Source organism: Campylobacter sp. P091 (assembly GCF_002138935.1).
Taxonomy (GTDB): Bacteria; Campylobacterota; Campylobacteria; order Campylobacterales; family Campylobacteraceae; genus Campylobacter; species Campylobacter devanensis.
This window is the reverse complement of sequence record NZ_MJKZ01000001.1, coordinates 299,029-318,511: the sequence shown is the minus strand read 5'-3', so window position 1 is coordinate 318,511 and position 19,483 is coordinate 299,029. Positions and strand designations below refer to the sequence as shown.

The following is a 19,483-nucleotide window of genomic DNA, read 5'->3' as shown; positions in this document are numbered from 1 at the left end:
TCTCTTCTGGTGTTGAAAATCTATTCATCAAATAGGCAAAAAAGCCATTATTTGACTCTTTACTTTCATCTTGTGAATTATCTGTGATTTTAAATGCTAAGCTAGCTCTCCTTGCTATCATAGATTTTGCAGTTCCAGGAGGCCCATAGAGAAATATAGACTTCCCAGCAAACATAGATAGTAATACTAGCTTTAGGCACTCTTCTCTTTCGAATAAGCCAGAGCTTAGCTCTTTTATGATATTTTCTATTTTGGTTTTATACACTAATCATCCTTCATTTGTTGTTTTAATTCACATAGAATGCGAATATTTTTTGTATTTGAGTCATAGACCCAATGCTTGTCAAAAAAATCCTTTTTGCCAGAATTGCCATCGACATCTAGTAGATAGAATTTGTTTTTTTGTTTGCGTTTTTCTTCTATTTGTTTGTGTAGGTTGCTGTCTATGTAGCCAAAGTCCCCATCGCTAATTACTAATAAATCAGAATTTTTGTAATTTTCTTTGTTCATCTGCTCTACACCTACTCTAAGTCCAGCACCTACATCGGTTCCGCCATTAAAGCTAAGCTCCAAAAAATCATTAATTTTATTTATCCCCATAGCTCCGCTCATATCAGTACATATAGTGCTAGTGCTAAAATTGATTAAATAGCAATTTCTATTTTCTTTTCTAGCCTTAGCAGTTAGCATAAGGGTGATGGCCTTGGCTATGGTCTCAGGGCTGCCCTGCATAGATCCGCTAGTATCTACGCATATGATTATAGGGCCTTTTTGGTCTTCTTTTTTGCGCTCTTTTTCTATCTCCTTTTCTATCTCTTTTTGACCCTCTTCTTGGTTGCTTATAAGGCCTTGTTTTTCAAAACAAAATAGCCTATTTTCTATATATTTCAAATCAAACAAAAGCTCCAAATCCTCATCATCCAAAAGCGACATCTCTTGTGGGACGATATTTTCTAAATCATTGCCTAGAGTGATACCTATAATCTCTTCTTTATATCGTTTTGTAGGTGTGGTCTGCGTGTAAGAATATGCGGTTAATTCCATGATTTTTTCTTTATATAGCTCTTTTTCTTCATTTTGCATACGCCCCAAAATATCGCAAATATCCATAAGAGCTTTATTGTTTTTAATCATATTAAAATAGTTTAAAATTTGAGCTATGCTATATCTGTTTAGATTGCCTTTTTGGTTGCCAAAGCCTTTTGAGCCTACTGCTATATCGCTTAGATCGCCGAAGTCTCCTAGCACCTTTTTTTGGTATTTTAGGTCGCCTAGATTGTCTAAATCTAAGGCGTTATTGACCATATCTACCGCATCGCCAAATAGCCCATCATCACCGAAAAGCTCTGGCGCTTGCTTCTCTAGCTCTTTGGCTTTTAGCATAGCGTCAAACCACGCTTGCATACGCTTAAGAAAGTCATTGCTCATAGAGTTTTTGGTATTTTCTGCCCATTTTTGGGTTTTTTCATCTAGGGTATCGCTCCATTTGCTTATAGTGAAATTTCTTAGCTTTGAGATCTCATCAAATTTAAATTTTGGATCATCGGCTGATTTATCTGAATTTTTCGGATTTAAAATTTCATTTTTATTTTGCTCTATGAAATCAATTTTTTGATTTGGATTGAACTTTTTAAAGCTAGACAAATCATTTTGAATTTGCTTTTCTAAGCCCTCTAGGGAGTTTGAATTTTTCATACATTTATGCTCAAAAAGCGTTAATTTCTCCTCTTCAAAAGGTGGATTGACTAGCTTGGCCTCTATCTGCTTTGTCTCTTCTTCTAGACTCTCATCAAATTTGGCTTTTATCTCTGGGTCTTCTAAGAGACCGTGAGTGTTTAATGTATTGTTATTTTCTTTTTTCATCGTTTCTCATTATACCATCGTGGTAGGGGATTTTGGGCGGAGAGTTCAAAGGCTAAAACTTTAAATTTGTTTTCATCTATCGATATTTTCCAAGATGCTAGTGGCTGGTTAAATGATTTAGCCTTAAAAAACATTCCACGGATATTTTTCACATTAGATACATTCCAATCATTTAAAAACTGATTAAACGACTCATTACCCAAAAACATACCTTCCATATTAGTTACACTGGATACATCCCAGTTATTTAGTGGTTGGTTAAAGATAGTTGGTGTTTCATTGCCATAATTATAAATTCCATAAGCTGGTGTTTCATAGACATAATTAAAAATTCTATAATCTGTATCATTTTTACTAGTATAATTAGTATAGCTATAATTCATTGTATAATTTATAGCAAACATACCGCTCATATCAGTTACATTAGATACATCCCAGTTATTTAGTGGCTGGTTAAAGCTAATAGCCCTATAAAACATATGGCTCATATTTGTTACTTTAGATACATCCCAATCATTTAGCGGTTGGTTGAAGTTAAAGGCGCTGTCGAACATATAGCCCATATTGGTTACATTAGATACATCCCAGTTATCGAGCGGTTGGTTAAAGCTAGTGGCAACAGCGAACATATAGCTCATATTGGTTACATTAGATACATCCCAGCTAGATATATCTGAGTTAAAATTTTTAGCACCTCTGAACATATTTCTCATATTTGTTACATGAGATACATCCCAGTCTTCTATACCGCTAAAATCGCTTCTTGTACTATCTTGAAATAATGCAGAAAAATCACTCACTTCGCTTATATCTATCTCGCTTAGCTTTACACTCTCATGGGAGACTAGCTCTCTAAGTACTTCATTGGTTTTTGGGTGATATTTATACTCAGCATTACTTGCTTTTTTAAGCTTTTCATTTACTGGCTGATTTTCTACTATGTTTTCTAGCTCTTTGGCTTTTAGAATTTCATTATTAGCCTCTTTGAGTGGTAGAGTGTAGCTACTAAGTGATAACTCTATATCATTTTGGCTTAAAAATGGATTTTTGATACTTGCTTTGGCTTTTTGAAACTCGGCTTCTATGCTGTTTTTTAGGTTGTTTGCCTTTGTGATTTGATCTTTGGATATTTGTAGATATTTGTTTTTATCGTTATTATCTACTTTTTTGGGTTTACCATTTGGGGAGTATAGGTTTTTTTCTATTAGATTTTTAAGATTTAAATTATCTTCTTTTAGACTCTGTAATTCACTATCGAAATTTGAATTTTCATTTAAGACATTAAAGAGAATTTTCTCTATTATTGCTTTATCTTCTTCACTACTCCAAAGTAAGTGAGCTAGAAGAGCTAGATCGTATCTCTCCACTCTATCTCTATCACTTAGTAAAGCAGCAGTTTGGAGTAGCTCAGCGCACTGCTTCCAGCGTCTGTCTGATATATAGATAGGTTTATACTCATCACTAGATAAAAACTGCTTGCGATACTCTTTATCTTGGTTTAGTAGTTGGATTTGGGATTTTAGATCGCAGATTAGATCCATTGTGTTTTGCTCGAATTTTATATCTTGGGATTTGATGGCTATCTGCTCTAATTCACTAATGCTAAAAGGCTCTAAGGGCTTTATATCATTGGATTTTTTGCTTTTGAAAAGCTTTTTGAAATTCTCACGCTCTTCTAATGGCTTCACAAAATACCTTAAAATCATCCTATCATATAGGGCTTCTAGACCTTGATTATCAGGTGGGAACTCATTACTAGCGCAGACTACGCCTTTTAATGGAACCTTAATATCTTTATTGCCATCTCTATAAATTCTTTCGTTTATTATAGTAAGTAGTGTATTTAAGATAGCTGGTGAGCTCTTCCATATCTCATCTAAAAAAGCAAAATGAGCAGTTGGCAAGTAGCCATCTGTTTTTCTTGTTAGATTATTTTTTTTAAGTTCTGCTATATCTATTGGCCCAAATATCTCTTCTGGTGTTGAAAATCTATTCATCAAATAGGCAAAAAAGCCGTTATTTGACTCTTTACTTTCATCTTGTGAATTATCTGTGATTTTAAATGCTAAGCTAGCTCTCCTTGCTATCATAGATTTTGCAGTTCCAGGAGGCCCATAGAGAAATATAGACTTCCCAGCAAACATAGATAGTAATACTAATTTTAGGCACTCTTCTCTTTCGAATAAGCCACTTTTTAAAGTTTCTATAGTCTCTTTTATGCGTTTTTCATAGTTTGGCATATTTATCCTTCTATTTGGTTTAGTTGGTCTAAAATGGATCTATATCTGGCTAGGCTAGACTCTTTATCCTGGGCATCTTTGGCTAGTTGCTCTATCTTTTCTTCATAAGAGTTTATGAATTTATCACCTATATTAGCATTTGAAATAGCTTTATCAAGAGTAGCGCAAATTGCTTTTATATCAGCGTTTGTTCTACTTCTTAGCTCACTTTGAAAGCTTTCAAGCGCATTTAAAAACTCATCACGCTCATAGCCCACTAGTTTGCCTGATTTTTGCAAGGCGGCAGGCAAGGTAGTATCATAGCTAAACTCAGGTAATGAAATATTTGCTATTATATTTCTTACACTTTGCTTTATCATATCAGCGTCCAAGGCTTCATCTCCTACGCTTTCTTGAAGTGAAGTTAGCAGGTCTTTTAAAATAGTTTTTTTCCACATTCTTATATTGTCGCTATATACATCTCCTAGTATATTGCTTATTTCTATAACAGCATCTTGAGCTGCTGTGCGAAGTGATGAAGCATTTAAAGTATCTATTGATACTTGATACTCTTTGGTTTCATAGCGACCACCAAATATATTCCGATGCCATAAAAATCCAGCACCTTTATCTATGCTTTTGGTTTTTGTTACAGTCTCAGAGCCTTTTGCATTTTCACTAGCACTTGAAATGCCACCAAAAAGAGCTTTTATTTGAGTGTTTAGCTTTTCTTTTAGCTTTGAGCTTAGCTCAGCTCCGCTATCTTCAAAGGCTGCGTTTGCGTTTATTACCACCTTTGATTTTACGCTTTTGATTTTTTCGATTTGCGCTTTTAGCTCCTCTATATCAGTTGAGTTTAGCACTTCTATTTTTTTATTTATTATCGCACCAATTTCATTTTTGTATTGATTTAATGCACTTTTTTTACTAAAAATAAAATCATCCATTATACCTTTAATGATTTCATCTTTTTCTTTGCGAACATTTTCTAGCGCTTTTAAAATCTCATCTATATTTGAGAGCTTTTTGAGATTTGATATAGCTGTTTCTTTATTAGAAAAATAATCACGATAATGCTTTTGAAGTAAGCCCAAAGCATGAGTAGCATTTTCATCTTGTAAATTATCATAATTATTTATAATCTCTGTGCTTATACCAGAGCTATAAAGCACATTAAAGCGAGTTAATTGCTCATATATTTTATCATGGTAAGAGCTTTTTTTATTCTCAAATACATTTTTTTGTTGTCTTGAAAGTGGAGTAAGTGCTCTTTGAATAGCCTCATCTAATACTCCATTTCCTATTATCTCTGATGCACTTAGCTGTAAGTCAAACTGCGATGCTACTATGTGAAACTCTTTTATTCCATTTTTTTCATTTACATTGCTTAAAAGCTCCAAATCAACATCATTTAAAAACTGCCCAGCAGGAGATACCAAAAATACTACATCGCACTTAGCAATAAGTGCTTTTGTGCGATCCTCTCTTGATACGATAGGATCATTTACGCCTGGAGTATCTATGATTTTTACATCTTTTAGCATCTCTTCGTTTAATTTAAGCGTAATTGATTTTGTAAAAGGTGTGTATTTACCGCTAGAACCTATATAATCTTTTAGTTTTTCATTTAGCTCATCATAGCTAGAGCAAGTCAATATTTCTTTCTCTCCAATAGAACTAGCATTTATACCACTTTGCTTTATTTGCTCATATTGCTCATAATAAGCATAAAGAGAAACTTCGTCTTTTTTTAGTTTTTTAATCGCATCTTTTCTAGCCGATTCTTGTAGCTCGCTATCGCTTTGGCCTTTTCTATTGTTTTGTTTTAATTCAGTAAATTTTGCATTTTGATGATCTTCTAAAATCTTTTGGCAGTCATCGTGCTTTTGTCTCATTAACTCGATATCATCTTTTGTGTAATACTCTATATTTGCTTCAAACGCATCACCATACTCTAAAACAGTAAGTGCCGCAGTCATCGGAGTAGCAGCCTTTGGCAATACATTTTGCCCTTTAAAAACAAGAGCATTTAAAAGTGAGCTTTTCCCAGCTTTCACACGACCTAGAATTCCTATTTTTAAATCTCTTTCTGGCTCCATTTTTTCATCAAGCGCCTCTTTTAGCTCAGCACTTGGTCTTATGCCGTGTTCTTTTTCTATGCCTTGAAGCTCGCCTACTAGGTCATTTTCTTGCACTAGATTTTCTAGTGTCTGGCTCATTTTTAGTAGATTTTCCATTTTTTCTCCTTTTTAGATATTTTTGATTAGAGTTTGGATCTCGACTCTTCTATCTTCTAGATATGAAATTTTATCTTCTACTTCACTTATTGCTAGTTCTTTTTCTTTTTGGGCGTTTTTTATCTCATCTTCTTTTTCTGACATTTTTTGAGTAAATTCTTGGCTTATTGCGTTTATTATCTCGTTTGTTGTTTTGGCGAAATATTCATTTAGCTTAGGGCGAATTTGGGATAATATGCTAGGGATTACTTCGTTTTGGACTTGTTCTTTTACGGCTTCTAGCCTTTTTGAGTCTGCTAGTTTGCCAAAGATTCCAGGCAAAATAGCAAAAACAGCACTTAAAATTGTCCCTACTATCGGATTTATAGTAAAGCCTATTTTAGCCAAGGCTTGAGTGGCTAATGCTCCACCACCTATACCTATTGCGCTACTTACTAATGCGCTACTTGATTTTTTATTGATATCGCTATTTAATAGAGTATTTGCGACAAAACAAGCCCCAGAGACAATCTCTTTTAACCCATCGGCCCAAGTCTGTATATCAGAGGCTTTCATATCTATATTGCCTATACTAAGCTTGAAGTTATCAATCACATTTTGTTGGATACCGCTTAATCTCTTTTGAATTTCAGATGGTAGAACTGAGTTTATAATATTATTTATAGCGCTTTGTATATCTCCACCATTTAGCGCAGATTGGGCTAGTGTGGTGGCGTTGTTACTAAGTGCGGAGCTAACGACGCCAATGATACCTTCTATATTGGTATTATTGTATTTGCTATTGGCGTTATCTATGGCTTTTTTCTTTTCTATCTCTATTTGAGATATACCATTTTTTAGCTCATCGATAGCATTTATAGCATCTTGTTTATCATATCTTAGAGCTGAAATTGTGGTATTGATGGTAGATTCCATCTCTTTTAAATTTATACTTATATGTGGCTTATAGATACTCTCAAACAGAGATTCTATATCAATATCTTTTAAGATTTTCTCTAATTTTGCTCCTGAATTATCATCTAATAACTCTATATCTTTGCTATATCCAAATTCCATTTCTAGCGTATCTTTGGCATAGCTTTTGATCTGTTCTATATCTCTTTGTGGAATCATATTTGTCTTACTTATACATAGTTGAAATTCCTTGCCTCTTGTGTGAATTCCATTTAATTCTGTAATATAAGTTTTGGTTATGGTCTTTTCATCCGCACCTGAGAGCAAAGCGATGAAATACACTCCGCTTGGCATATATCTTGATATCGCCTTATTATGCGTATCAATCGGCGCATTAAATCCAGGCATATCTACCAATACGATAGGATCAATCTCTTTTAATTTTTGATTATTTAAATATAGTTTGATATGGTTATAAGTTTGTGCTTTTTCTTCTACTTTTTCAAGTTCGTTTATTTTAAAAACATCTATGCTTTCATCATCTTTTATAGCTTCTATTTTTTCTTCACTGCTATATCTTAGCTCTGTGGCTATCGCAGTTTGCGGAGTGATTGCGACACCTAAGACATTAGAGCCTAAAAAGCTATTTATAAGACTTGATTTACCAGAGCTAAATCCACCGATTACAGGCACCAATAACTCTTGATTTTCAATACTTTTAGTAAGCAGACTTAACTCTTGGATCTTATCATTTAGACAATCTGTATTTTGAGCGATATTTATGGCTTTATTGCCACATTCAATGTATGATTTTTGTTTGTTTGTCATTATTTCTCCTAAATTGTAAAAAGATTTATAATTATATCCACACCCTATAAAAATAAGATTATATTTAGGTTAAGAGTATGTATTTAAGCTGTTTATAAGTAAATGATAAATTTTCATCACCCCCATTAGCGTAATCCTAGCCACGCCAAATTCTCATAAATCAAATTTATAAGAGTTTGGCGGATTTGACATCAAAATTTGATTATACCCCCCCCCTGTCTTAAAACCTACTGATAAGAGCGCTTTTATCGCTCTTTTTCACCAGTATTGGTAGCGCAAGACTATGATTGGTTTGTCTCGCAGGCATTGGTATTGAGTGGTTGTGCTTGATCGGCGCCACAAGGCTCTGATTTGTTGGCACCTTCATTAAATCCAGCATTCATAGACATAGCACCAAAAATCTTAAGCAAAGCCTCTCTTGTCTCTGGCGATACCTCATTGAGATCTAAAATCGTGCGGTGATCTACTTCTTTGCCTGTGATCTTGGTTTGTAGTTTATCAAGAGCAGTTAGTGTAGTCTCTTCGGCTCTCTCAAGCGCATCATAAGACTTCCAAAGACCATTTTCTAATTTATCCAATAAGGTATCTTTAACAGAATAATCATCGCCATATATCTCTCTGGATTTTTCCACCTCTTTGTCTAGCCATTTTTTGGCCATGAAGCCCGCTGCACCTAGTGCGATCGCTGCTATTGCGTATTTTGCTTTCATTGTTTGCTCCTTGTAGGTTGATTTATAGACAGAATTATAACAAAGCCAGATGACACAATTTGTCGTTTTATATAAGATTGTGAAATTTTGTGCGGTATTTTGTTTGGTAAATTTAAAAATTTAGTTGGATAAATTTAGAATCTTTGGATTGAGATATTTAGAATTGCAATTCTTGGGGATTTAAAAGGGATTAAAGAATTTAAAAGGGTTCAAAAAAAGGGTAAAGCTTAAAAACCTTTAAAAGCCCAAATAATATAAATAAGATTTATAAAATTCAAATAATATTTAGAATTCAAATTTGATATTTGCTATACCATTGATACATAGTTTCTACCATATCTAAAAGAGGCTTCTACATTATAATACTACCAAAGTCATATCTAGCTAATATACCACACCGATATATCTACTATCGCCATCTATCTTAATTTTTTATCCATATACTTTATAAATAGCTCTTTATATGTATGCTTTTTAGCTCCATTTAATAGATTAAAATCCTTTCCTAACTCATCAAATTTATTTAGTAGCTTAATGGCATCTCCTAGCCTTAAGCACATTATAAATTCCAACTCTAAACTCTTCTAATTTTTATTTATGTTTTTTGCCATATTTGTCATAAATAGTAATTGAAAAACCTTGCTTCCTTTAGGATTAATATAAATTTCAAGCTCCTTAGGATTTCCCACAACAGCAAAATATCTTTTATCTTTCATTTCTAAAAGCTCGATATCCTTATCGCTCAAACAAGCCTTTGAAATATTAGCCATAATAACTCCTTTAATAGTGACTCAATTAGTAGTAAAATTTTTTGAGAATTAATAGTATTTTTTCAAAATCAATTGAGAAAAAACAGCAATAAAAAACACTCTCCAAGTATGAAAAATAGGTAATAAAATTGAATAAATAAAAAAGGATTTAAATAGATACAAGATATTAAGTGGTGGAGTTAAGCGGGATCGAACCGCCGACCTCTTGAATGCCATTCAAGCGCTCTCCCAGCTGAGCTATAACCCCATTTAAAAAATAGATTGTAATGATACATTTATTTTGCTTATAATTTTATGAAATTTATGAAATTCAATAAATTAGATAAAAATAGATAAAATTTTTTAAAATTTAGTAAAATCAAATTAAATTTTAAGGTTTCTTTTGCTATTATTCAATTTCCAAAATTGATGCGGGAATAGCTCAGGGGTAGAGCACAACCTTGCCAAGGTTGGGGTCGCGAGTTCGAATCTCGTTTCCCGCTCCATATTTTGCCCAGGTGGTGGAATGGTAGACACAAGGGACTTAAAATCCCTCGGAAATTACTTCCGTGCCGGTTCAAGTCCGGCTCTGGGCACCACTAGCATATGGCGACATGGCCAAGTGGTAAGGCAGAAGCCTGCAAAGCTTTTACCCCCAGTTCGAATCTGGGTGTCGCCTCCATTTTACAGGATTTATATGCGTTATATATTTTGTGCTTTTATCTTGTTATTATGCGGATGTTCTAATACTTGGCACGGAGTCAAAGAGGATTCTAAAGATGCCTATGAATGGTCTAAAGAAAAGGTCAATCAAGGTGCTAGCTGGGTAGAACAAAAAACTTCTAAATAATATACTCGGGAGATGGCTGAGTGGTCGAAAGCGGCGGTCTTGAAAACCGTTGAGGTGTGAAAGCCTCCAGGGGTTCGAATCCCTTTCTCCCGGCCACTTTTTATAATCTACACTTTTAAGGCTCTTTTTTTATGCGAAGCACTACAAAGATCCATGGATTTGCTAAATTTAAATTAATCATTATTTTAGCCTTTATGTCTAGCATTGCACCGCTATCTACAGATATGTATCTACCAGCGCTATCGCATGTTCAAAATAGTTTTGCTGCTAGTGAGTTTCTTACTCAATTAAGTCTTGCTAGTTTTTTTATCGCTTTTGCTTTGGGGCAGCTTATCTATGGTCCTTTAAGTGATACATTTGGGCGTAAAACTCCCTTGATAATTGGAATTTTGATATTTATTGCTTCAAGTCTTGGGTGTGTGCTAGTGGATAATATCTATATTTTTATTACTTTGCGATTTTTTGAAGCGCTTGGCGGTTGTGCTGGCGTGGTGATTGCTAGGGCTATTGTCAATGATAGTTTTGATATCAAAGATGCTGCTGGAGTGTATGCTTTAATGATGGTATTTTCATCACTTGCGCCTATGTTATCGCCGACATTTGGTGGGCTTTTGCTTAGCTATTTTTCGTGGCAAAGTATTTTTGCGGTTCTTTTTATGTTAGGAATTTTGCTACTTGGGTTTATTATTTTTGGACTTAAAGAGACTCAGCCAGTACGAACTAAATTTTCTCATCAAGCTACTATTGCTAGTTATAAATTTGTCCTAAAAGAGCAGATATTTATACTTTATAGTCTGCTTGGCGCATTTGCTTCGGCGGTACTTTTTGCTTATATTACTGGGTCATCATTTGTTTTTATGGGTCATTTTGGGCTAAGCGGAACGCAGTATGGGCTTCTTTTTGGTATTAATGCACTCGGATTTGTACTATTTGCTAATATTAATGCTAGGCTTACTAGAAATTTTGATTGTCAAAATTTGCTTAAATTCGCCCTATTTATAATGCTTGGAGCGCTTGTAGTAGTAAGCATTGGAGCGCTTTTAGGGCTTGGATTTTGGATTTTTGAGGCTGGAATTTTTGTAGCTATTAGTATGCTTGGATTTATTTTGCCAAATGCTACAACATTAGCAATGGCAAGATTTACAGACCACTCTGGTACTGCCTCAGCTGTGCTTGGGACTATGCAGTTTGGATTAGCTGGGGTAATTGCTTTTGGGGTTGGAGCGCTTGGGGCAAATACTCCGCTATTTCTAGCTTTAGTAATGTTAATACCGTGTGCTTTAGCAGTTATTTTACGCTTTAAAACAATATAGCTAATATAGATTTTAGCTCTTACTAAAATCTATATTATTTTAATCTTTATAAACGCACTCAGCAAAGATAAATTTATGCTCATTAGGGAGTGTATTATATATTGCATTTGCTAGATTTCGAATCTCCCAAAGGGCACTTTTAGAACTTCTTAAGGTTATGAAATTTTGTAAGCTTCTAGCGTTTATACTCCAGCTTAATTCTGTTTTATAGCTCTCTGGAAGGCAGTATTTGGCTATATCTAAGCTTGTGTTTTGGTTTAGAATTTGGCGTAAGTTTTCAAGTGCGTTTATGCTTGCGTTATCTACAAATTCATTGCCAGTTAGCACTATATATCTACTTGCGTTATCAAAGTCATTGGGCTTAAATTCGCTTTTGTTTTTTAGCTCTTTTAGGGTGTATCTAGTGGATTTTACACTTAGGCTAGCTATGCGGTGGCGAGCTAACTCTTGGAGGCAAGCTCTGCTAATGCCTTTTATATAAAAGTTATAAAATAGATGCTCTAGCGTGCTTGCGTGTTTGAGTTGATTGCCTACTCTATCGATTAAAGCTAGATCTATTTCGCCGCCATTATCGCCTTTATCAAAGCTTTGCCAGCAGGTACGAATAGCGTTAGAACAAACCCATAGTGGCGTGTGATTTAGCAGTGTTACTTCCATTTTTGCCCTTATTTATAGATTACTACTTGTTCTAAACTTTGGCGAATTTTAGCTGGTGCTTCTTCATCGCTATATCCTAAAGCAATTACAAGAACAGGTCTAAAATTCTCTCCTAAATTTACAAAATCATTTAATTTATCTGCATCAAAACCAGCTACAATGCAGCTTTTAACACCTAGACTTTGAGCGATATTGACCATATTGGCACTTGCCATATAGCATTGTAGTGATGCGTAGTGCATTAGCTCTTCATCGGTTTGCGGGTTAAACCTTGCTGCGAAGTGATCAAGGGCTTTTTGAAGTCTCTCAGGAGTGCGTGGTTTGCGATCTACTTGAGTTCTTATAAAATCACAACCCTCTTTTAGATCGTTGCGTGCGATGATGATTATAGCGTGGCTACATCCGCTTACTTGGGCTTGATTATTACAGATTTGCTCTAATTCTTTTAAATCGTTTTCTTTGCTTACTACCATAAATTTCCACGGTTCCAAACCGCATGAGCTAGGACTTAATCTAGTAAGATCTAAAATTTCGTTTATAGTCTCTTGATTAATTTTTTGGCCATTAAATTCTCTACATGAATAGCGTTCTTGCATTATTTTCTTCATTGTTTTTCCTTTTTGGTTTGTGCTGATTTTGATTTGAATTTTGTAGATTATAGCGGTATTTTATCAATAGTTGGTGAATTTGGGTTAATGGATTAAACTCTAATATTTTTGTATAAATTTACTATTGCGAGCTAGATACATAATAATCAAAGATTTTACTATTTGATTATAGAATAAATTAAAAGTCAAATTAAGCAGTAGATCTATAAGATTAACTGCTTAATTTAGTTAATAATTTAATAAGATATTTAGATAAATGTAACTAATAAATCAATCTAAATTTATCTATTTTTTTGCCATTCTTTTGCGTACTGTTGGGTCTAAGTAACGTTTTCTTACTCTAATATTTATTGGAGTAACTTCTACTAATTCATCTTCTTCAATCCACTCTAAAGCACGCTCTAAGCTTAGTTTGCGTGGTGGGACTAGCTTGATTGCATCATCGCTTCCGCTAGCTCTTACATTGGTTAGATTTTTACCTTTAATTGGATTTACATCCAAATCATTTGGTCTGCTATGTTCGCCAATAATCATACCTACATAAACTTTTGTTTGCGGTTCGCAAAATAGCACCCCACGATCTTGGAGATTAAATAAAGAATAGGCTAGAGCCACGCCATTTTCCATGCTTACTAACGCACCATTGCTTCTATGTTCAACTGTGCCAGTAAGTGGTCTAAACTCTAAAAAGCTATGATTCATAACACCTTCGCCTTTTGTATCGGTCAAAAATTGACTTCTAAAGCCGATAAGCCCACGAGCTGGAATCTCAAATTCGATTCTAGTTTGACCATCGCCAGTAGGATTCATACTAACCATCTCAGCTTTTCTTTTGCCAAGCTTTTCAATTACTGCTCCAGTACAATCATCTGGTGCATCTATTACAAGTAGCTCAAATGGCTCACATTTTACTCCATCAATCTCTTTTATAATTACTTCTGGCCTACCAAGACAGAACTCAAAGCCCTCTCTTCTCATATTTTCAGCCAAAATTGTGATTTGTAGCTCTCCACGACCGCTTACTTTAAATTTACCTTCGCCTATATTTTCATATTTCATAGCGATATTGGTTTTCATCTCGCTCTCTAGGCGTTCATCAAGTTTATTTGATGTTACATATTTACCCTCTGTACCTGATAGTGGGCCATCATTTACGCTAAATACTACGCTCAAAGTTGGCTCTTCTATATGAAGTGGATCAAGTGGCATTGGTGAGTTAGGATCTACTACGCTATCTCCTACATCAAGAGCATCAAATCCGGCAATTGCTACGATATCTCCGCTACTTGCTGTATCTATATCTGTGCGTTCAAGTCCTAAAAATCCAATAAGTTTGCTAATTCTACCTGTGGTTTTGCTACCATCTGCTTTAGCTAGCATTACGCTTTGGTTTTTGCTAATTGTGCCATTAAAGATTCTCGCAATACCGATTTTACCTACATAATTATCATAATCTAGTGTGAAAACTTGAAGTTGCAGTGGATTTTCATCTTTGCCACTTGGAGCTGGAACATGATTTATAATAGTTTCAAATAAAGGCTCCATATTGATATTTTCATCTTCTAGCTTATGTTTAGCATAGCCATTTTTTGCTGCAGCATATACGATTGGGAATTCAAGCTGTTCATCATTGGCATCAAGTGCAACAAATAGGTCAAAAATCTCATTGATAACTCTATCAGGATCGCCAGCTGGTTTATCGATTTTATTTACTACAACAATTGGGCGAAGACCTAAAGATAGGGCTTTTTTTACAACGAATTTGGTTTGTGGCATTACGCCTTCTTGTGCATCTACAAGAAGTAAAACTCCATCAACCATCTTTAAAACACGCTCAACCTCACCACCAAAGTCGGCGTGTCCTGGAGTGTCGATGATATTGATTTTATAATCTTTATAGCGAATAGCTGTATTTTTGCTAAGAATTGTGATACCACGCTCACGCTCGATATCATTGCTATCCATAACTCTTTCACCTATATTTTGGTGTTCTGTAAATGTGCCTGATTGTTTAAGTAGCTCATCTACCATTGTTGTTTTACCGTGGTCAACGTGTGCGATGACGGCGATATTTCTGATATTTTCCACTAGATTTTCCTTAAATATTTTCAAATTTTTATGGGCGATTATATCTAAAAGTTACTAAATTTGCTTTGAATTTAATAAAGATAATATAAAGCCTAAAATTTGGAATAAAATTTGCTATATAAGGCCAAAATTCTTAAACGTAGGATAGCAAATGCAAGGTTTAAACGAAGCGCTATTAAGCTCAAGTAATTCCACTCAAGTCCAAAGCAAACCTGTTAAAACTGAACAAAATGAAGGCGATGATAGCTTTTATAAAATGATTGAAAATAGCGTAAAAGAGTATGAAGATTCTAAAGCTTTACAAAACTCTCAAGAAAATAATCAAGCAAAATCGCAAGAACAAAGCACCAATCAAACCACACAAGGCTCTAGTACAAACTCTAGCGATAAAACTGCTCAAAACTCTAATCAAACAAATAGCGCTAAAACCGATAGCTCACAAAGCGATAAAATGGTTCAAAATAGCGCTTCAAATTCAGCCCAAAGTAGTCAAAATACAGATGAGATTATGCTAGAAAATGCTGATTTTATAACACTTTTAAGCCTTTTAGAAGCTAGTGATGGTAGTACTAAAACAGGCGCTAATCTGCTAAGTTCAAGCTTAAATAAATTCTTAGCTACTGAGCAAAATATCAAAGAGCTAAAAGGGGCTAAAAATCTGCAAGAATTGCTAAATTTAAGTGAAAAATTTGGCCTAGGTCTAAGCAAAATAAAAATCTCAAAAGATGGTCTTGAAGCGCTAAAAAATGAGTTTAAAAACCTAAATGCTAAAGGGTTTTTTAATCAAATTCCAGCACTAAATCAAGCTATTGATTTAAATGTAATTACTAAAAAAGATATAGAAAAGGCACTTCAAAAAACACAAAAAGATGATAAAAGTGTCTTAAGCAAACTAATGCAAGGTCAAAGTGTAGAACTAAGCGATGATATAAATTCGGTCAAAAAGCTACATCCAGAAGCTAAAATCGATACTCAAAAAATCACCCAAAAGCTTGCTCAAACTGCTGAGCAAAAGCTAAATCAACCTTTTGAGCTAAATAAAGAGATTAAAGATACTAAAACTACTACAACAACTACACCAAATGCTACAAAATCTCAAAGCATATCTAGCATTGATGATTATTTAGCAAATATTATGCAACGAGCAATGAAAGAAAGTAGCGAACAAAGTGCTAAAGCGGCTATGACAGCTACTACTGATTTAGCCAGTAGCAGTGTAGAGGCGAGTTTAAGTGAACAAACCACTCAGGGCATAGAACCAACTAGCCAAACAAATTCTCATGTAAAAGATATTGTAAATAGTGCTAAATTAAATGCTAAAGAGTTAAATTTAAGACAGGTTTTTGATAATTTTGCAACTCAGCTTCAAGAAAAAATTAGCGAATACAAGCCGCCAATTACAAGATTTCACCTAACGCTAAATCCAGGAAATTTAGGCGAAGTCGAGATTACTCTAATTAATCGTGGCTCAAATTTGCATATAAATTTTAACTCCAACAATCAAACTATGCAGCTATTTATGCAACACCAGGCTGAATTTAGAACCAGCCTTGTAAATATGGGTTTTAGTGAGTTATCAATGAGCTTTAATGATAATGCTAATAAAGAACAAAGCCAAGGTCAAAATAAAAAGGCAAAATTTGTTAGTGAAGATAGCGAGCTAACAGAAATAGCTCAAAATGAAGAGAGTGTTTTAGAAGTAATACTACCAAAGTATTTCTAAATTTGGAATACAAATTGCTTTTGCTTTAAAATGAAAAAAATGTAAGAAAAAATTAGGAGAGCATCATGGCAACATCTATTAATCAAACACCACAATTCACCACTGATAAATGGGCGGCTAATGAAGCCAAGCAAAAAGCCGATAGCGTAACAGGTGGAGTAAATCCAAATTCGCAATTAGATAAAGATGCTTTCTTGAAGCTTTTATTAGTTGAGTTGCAACACCAAGACCCAACCGAGCCGATGGATAGCGCAAAAATGCTAGAACAAACCAGTCAGCTAGCTACAGTTGAAATGCAAGAAAAAACCAACCAAGTTATGAGCCAATTAAGCGCGCAGATGCAAGCAAGTGCTTCACTAAATGCTATGAGTGCATTAGGCAAGATGGCAAATCTAGCTAACTCAGTAGCCAAAGATACGCCATCATCTCAGGTTGATTTTAGTCTATTCTTCCCAGTTGATGCAGTTAGCGGAACAATTGAGATATACGACTCAGTAGGTAATGTCGTTCGTAATGTCAGCATAAGTGATATTAAATCTGGTGTAAATCAATTTAGATGGGATGGTTTAAGCAATAGCGGAGAACCAACACTTCCAGGTGAATATTTAGTAAAAGCTAAATATATAGATGCTAATGGCGGCAATAGAGAGACTGTTTTAGGTCAGTATCCAGTCGAAGCTGTTAAATTTGAAAAAGGCGTAGCATATATCAAAGTTGCTGGTGAGTTTGTAGCGATGGATCAAGTTAGAGAATTTACTGAATCAATTGTACATAATACAGTAAATTCAAATCAAACTAATTCAAGCAATAAAGAAGAAGAATCAGAAGATGAAGATCTAAGTGATAAACCACAAGATGCTAAAGATAAATTAGCTAAAGATGAGAGTCAAAAAGATGAGGTAGTTAAGTCATGATGATAGGATTTTATAATGGCGTAAGTGGTGTAAAGACTGCTGAATTTGGTCATAGTACTATTGGAAATGATATCTCAAATATTAATACAGTTGGCTATAAAAGCTCTACAGCAGAGTTTAAAAGTCTATTTTATAGTACTTTAGCAAGTGCATCTAGCTCACCGGTAAATTCGCAAATCGGACTAGGCTCGACCAAGATGGCTACATCTTTGAATTTCACTCAAGGGAACCTTCAACCTACTGATAATGTTTTTGATATGGCAATTGATGGAGATGGGTTTTTTGGGTTAATGGGTGCTAATGGTGAGCAGTATTTTACTAGAAATGGTGAATTTACCAAAGATAGCGATGGAAATTTAGTAAATAGAAGCGGTATGTATCTACTAGGTACAGTCGCTCCGCTAAGTAGCGCAACATTAGGAGAGAGTGCATTAAATAAACTAGGAGTAACAGGTGGAAATGTTGAGGCTTATAGTATCCCAATTGGCGATAGTATTAAGCTAGGTAGCGTAGAATCTCAAGGTAAAATTCAGCTCCCAGATATACTATATACACCATCATCGCCAACAACACAGGTAAGCTACTCAGGCTATTTAAATTCAACTATTTATACTGAGCCTCGTAGCGTAGAGCTTACTAGTGAGAGTTTTGCAGTTGAAGCTAATAAAGATACTAATAAAATCACTATTACTGGCGATTTAAATTTAACTCCAGAGATCCATCATCCAAATAAAGCTAATAACGAGGTAATGATCACTATCACAGATGCAAAGGGTCAAAGTGTACAAATAAAAGCCTCAACTCAAGCTGATGGAAAATTTTCAGCTGAATTTGACAATAGCAATGCAACGACCAAGCTAGATTTAAATGGTGAACTAACCTACTTAGCTAGTGCAATGGTAAAACAAGAAGTAGCTACTCCGCAGACATTTACTACTGATATTTGGGCGCCAAACGGGGATAAAAATATTTTAAAACTTGAATTTACTAAGCAAGTTCCGCAAGGTCAGCAAATCGCATTTGATGCTGTTGTAAGCGTGATTGGCCCAGATGGAAATATTATCAGTGCTACACAAGGCGAGCTAAGATATAATCAAAAAGGTGCATTAGTTAGTAATACTTTAGGCGCTATTAATAATGGTGTGGCAAATTTAGAACTATCACTAGGAACACCATATAATCCAGCAGTGCCAAATACAGGCTTTGATGGATTAAAGCCAGCTGAGCAAATTAGCGCTGAATTAAGCGTTTCAAAAAATGGCAGATCTGAAGGTTTGCTAACTGAATATACAATGAGTGATAGCGGGGATATTTTGGCCGTTTTTGATAATGGCGATATGGCAACAGTAGCAAAGGTTGCCCTATATCACTTCCAAAACAATCAAGGCCTAAACAAAGCTAGTGAGAATACTTATCAAGCTAGTGCAAATTCGGGCGAGCCGATATTTTATACTAATGCTGATGGCGAAGTGATTTATGGGGCAGCGATTCGTAATCATATGCTAGAGATGAGTAATGTGGATTTAGGCGTATCGCTAACTGATATGATCGTGATGCAAAAGATGTTTGACGCTAGCTCAAAATCCATAACAACTGCCGATGAGATGATAAAAAATGCTATAAATTTGAAACGATAAGAGCTTTGGCGGTTCTTTTATTTTAGAATTCTAAATTTATTTGGAATTCTAAATTCGCTAGAAATTTAAACTCATTTCAATCTCTAATTTCCTAAAACTTTAATTTATCTAAAATTTTAAATTTGCCAAAACACTAAAATTCTTAAAATTCTAAGAGTATTTTTGGTTTAAATTAACTGAAATTAATCTTAAA

Annotated in this window: 16 protein-coding genes and 5 tRNA genes; 9 read left to right on the top strand and 12 right to left on the bottom strand. The window is 34.7% G+C overall.

Annotation, left to right across the window (positions count from 1 at the left end; genetic code table 11):
* The 9 genes from CIGNP91_RS01610 to CIGNP91_RS01575 all read right to left on the bottom strand — a co-directional run.
* The coding region (locus CIGNP91_RS01610) for an AAA family ATPase (RefSeq protein WP_336526419.1) at nucleotides 1-265 on the bottom strand (265 nt) is incomplete at its 3' end.
* Nucleotides 265-1,863 (bottom strand): VWA domain-containing protein, encoded by a 1,599-nt coding sequence (locus CIGNP91_RS01605; RefSeq protein ID WP_236848356.1) that lies wholly within the window; start codon nucleotides 1,861-1,863, stop codon nucleotides 265-267. The genes CIGNP91_RS01610 and CIGNP91_RS01605, both read right to left, overlap by 1 nt.
* Nucleotides 1,860-4,103, bottom strand: a complete 2,244-nt coding sequence (locus tag CIGNP91_RS01600; protein ID WP_086253173.1) for a BspA family leucine-rich repeat surface protein — start codon at nucleotides 4,101-4,103, stop codon at nucleotides 1,860-1,862. The genes CIGNP91_RS01605 and CIGNP91_RS01600 overlap by 4 nt, the downstream gene beginning before the upstream one ends.
* Nucleotides 4,104-4,105: 2 nt before the next feature.
* Nucleotides 4,106-6,319: a dynamin family protein gene (locus CIGNP91_RS01595; protein WP_086253172.1), complete on the bottom strand. Its 2,214-nt coding sequence runs from the start codon at nucleotides 6,317-6,319 to the stop codon at nucleotides 4,106-4,108.
* Nucleotides 6,320-6,331: 12 nt separating this feature from the next.
* On the bottom strand, nucleotides 6,332-8,041 hold the full coding sequence (locus CIGNP91_RS01590; protein ID WP_086253171.1) for a dynamin family protein: 1,710 nt from the start codon (nucleotides 8,039-8,041) through the stop codon (nucleotides 6,332-6,334).
* Between the two features lie 281 nt (nucleotides 8,042-8,322).
* Entirely contained in the window at nucleotides 8,323-8,751 is a 429-nt protein-coding gene (locus tag CIGNP91_RS01585) for a hypothetical protein (protein ID WP_086253170.1), read from the bottom strand.
* Nucleotides 8,752-9,170: 419 nt separating this feature from the next.
* Entirely contained in the window at nucleotides 9,171-9,311 is a 141-nt protein-coding gene (locus tag CIGNP91_RS08560) for a hypothetical protein (RefSeq protein ID WP_180381211.1), read from the bottom strand.
* A gap of 24 nt (nucleotides 9,312-9,335) precedes the next feature.
* Nucleotides 9,336-9,521 (bottom strand): hypothetical protein, encoded by a 186-nt coding sequence (locus CIGNP91_RS01580; RefSeq protein WP_086253169.1) that lies wholly within the window; start codon nucleotides 9,519-9,521, stop codon nucleotides 9,336-9,338.
* Between the two features lie 171 nt (nucleotides 9,522-9,692).
* Nucleotides 9,693-9,768: transfer RNA gene (locus tag CIGNP91_RS01575), tRNA-Ala, on the bottom strand.
* 163 nt (nucleotides 9,769-9,931) lie between these two features.
* On the opposite strand from CIGNP91_RS01575, the gene CIGNP91_RS01570 reads away from it, so the two are divergent.
* The 6 genes from CIGNP91_RS01570 to CIGNP91_RS01550 all read left to right on the top strand — a co-directional run bounded on the left by CIGNP91_RS01570 (nucleotide 9,932) and on the right by CIGNP91_RS01550 (nucleotide 11,663).
* A tRNA-Gly gene (locus tag CIGNP91_RS01570) sits at nucleotides 9,932-10,006 on the top strand.
* A 6-nt stretch (nucleotides 10,007-10,012) separates the two neighbouring features.
* Nucleotides 10,013-10,099 (top strand) — tRNA-Leu (locus CIGNP91_RS01565).
* Nucleotides 10,100-10,108: 9 nt separating this feature from the next.
* Nucleotides 10,109-10,182, top strand: a tRNA-Cys gene (locus tag CIGNP91_RS01560).
* A gap of 15 nt (nucleotides 10,183-10,197) precedes the next feature.
* On the top strand, nucleotides 10,198-10,350 hold the full coding sequence (locus tag CIGNP91_RS08555) for a hypothetical protein (protein WP_179186992.1): 153 nt from the start codon (nucleotides 10,198-10,200) through the stop codon (nucleotides 10,348-10,350).
* Nucleotides 10,351-10,356: 6 nt separating this feature from the next.
* Nucleotides 10,357-10,446: transfer RNA gene (locus tag CIGNP91_RS01555), tRNA-Ser, on the top strand.
* 35 nt (nucleotides 10,447-10,481) lie between these two features.
* On the top strand, nucleotides 10,482-11,663 hold the full coding sequence (locus tag CIGNP91_RS01550; protein WP_086253168.1) for a multidrug effflux MFS transporter: 1,182 nt from the start codon (nucleotides 10,482-10,484) through the stop codon (nucleotides 11,661-11,663).
* Nucleotides 11,664-11,702: 39 nt separating this feature from the next.
* Here CIGNP91_RS01550 and thyX read toward each other — a convergent pair whose 3' ends face one another.
* From thyX to typA, 3 genes are all read right to left on the bottom strand, one after another.
* On the bottom strand, nucleotides 11,703-12,320 hold the full coding sequence (thyX, locus tag CIGNP91_RS01545; protein WP_086253167.1) for an FAD-dependent thymidylate synthase: 618 nt from the start codon (nucleotides 12,318-12,320) through the stop codon (nucleotides 11,703-11,705).
* An 8-nt stretch (nucleotides 12,321-12,328) separates the two neighbouring features.
* On the bottom strand, nucleotides 12,329-12,928 hold the full coding sequence (locus tag CIGNP91_RS01540; RefSeq protein ID WP_086253166.1) for a nitroreductase family protein: 600 nt from the start codon (nucleotides 12,926-12,928) through the stop codon (nucleotides 12,329-12,331).
* Between the two features lie 285 nt (nucleotides 12,929-13,213).
* Nucleotides 13,214-15,016 (bottom strand): translational GTPase TypA, encoded by a 1,803-nt coding sequence (gene typA / locus CIGNP91_RS01535; RefSeq protein WP_086241431.1) that lies wholly within the window; start codon nucleotides 15,014-15,016, stop codon nucleotides 13,214-13,216.
* A gap of 151 nt (nucleotides 15,017-15,167) precedes the next feature.
* Between typA and fliK the strand changes: the two genes are divergently transcribed.
* From fliK to CIGNP91_RS01520, 3 genes are all read left to right on the top strand, one after another.
* On the top strand, nucleotides 15,168-16,739 hold the full coding sequence (gene fliK, locus CIGNP91_RS01530; RefSeq protein ID WP_086253165.1) for a flagellar hook-length control protein FliK: 1,572 nt from the start codon (nucleotides 15,168-15,170) through the stop codon (nucleotides 16,737-16,739).
* Nucleotides 16,740-16,804: 65 nt separating this feature from the next.
* A complete protein-coding gene (locus CIGNP91_RS01525; protein ID WP_086228343.1) occupies nucleotides 16,805-17,653 on the top strand; it encodes a flagellar basal body rod modification protein in 849 nt (282 codons plus the stop codon).
* The gene (locus CIGNP91_RS01520; RefSeq protein ID WP_086253164.1) at nucleotides 17,650-19,290 is read left to right on the top strand and encodes a flagellar hook-basal body complex protein; all 1,641 of its coding nucleotides are present in this window, start codon (nucleotides 17,650-17,652) and stop codon (nucleotides 19,288-19,290) included. Before CIGNP91_RS01525 ends, CIGNP91_RS01520 begins: the two co-directional genes overlap by 4 nt.
* Nucleotides 19,291-19,483 lie beyond the last annotated feature (193 nt).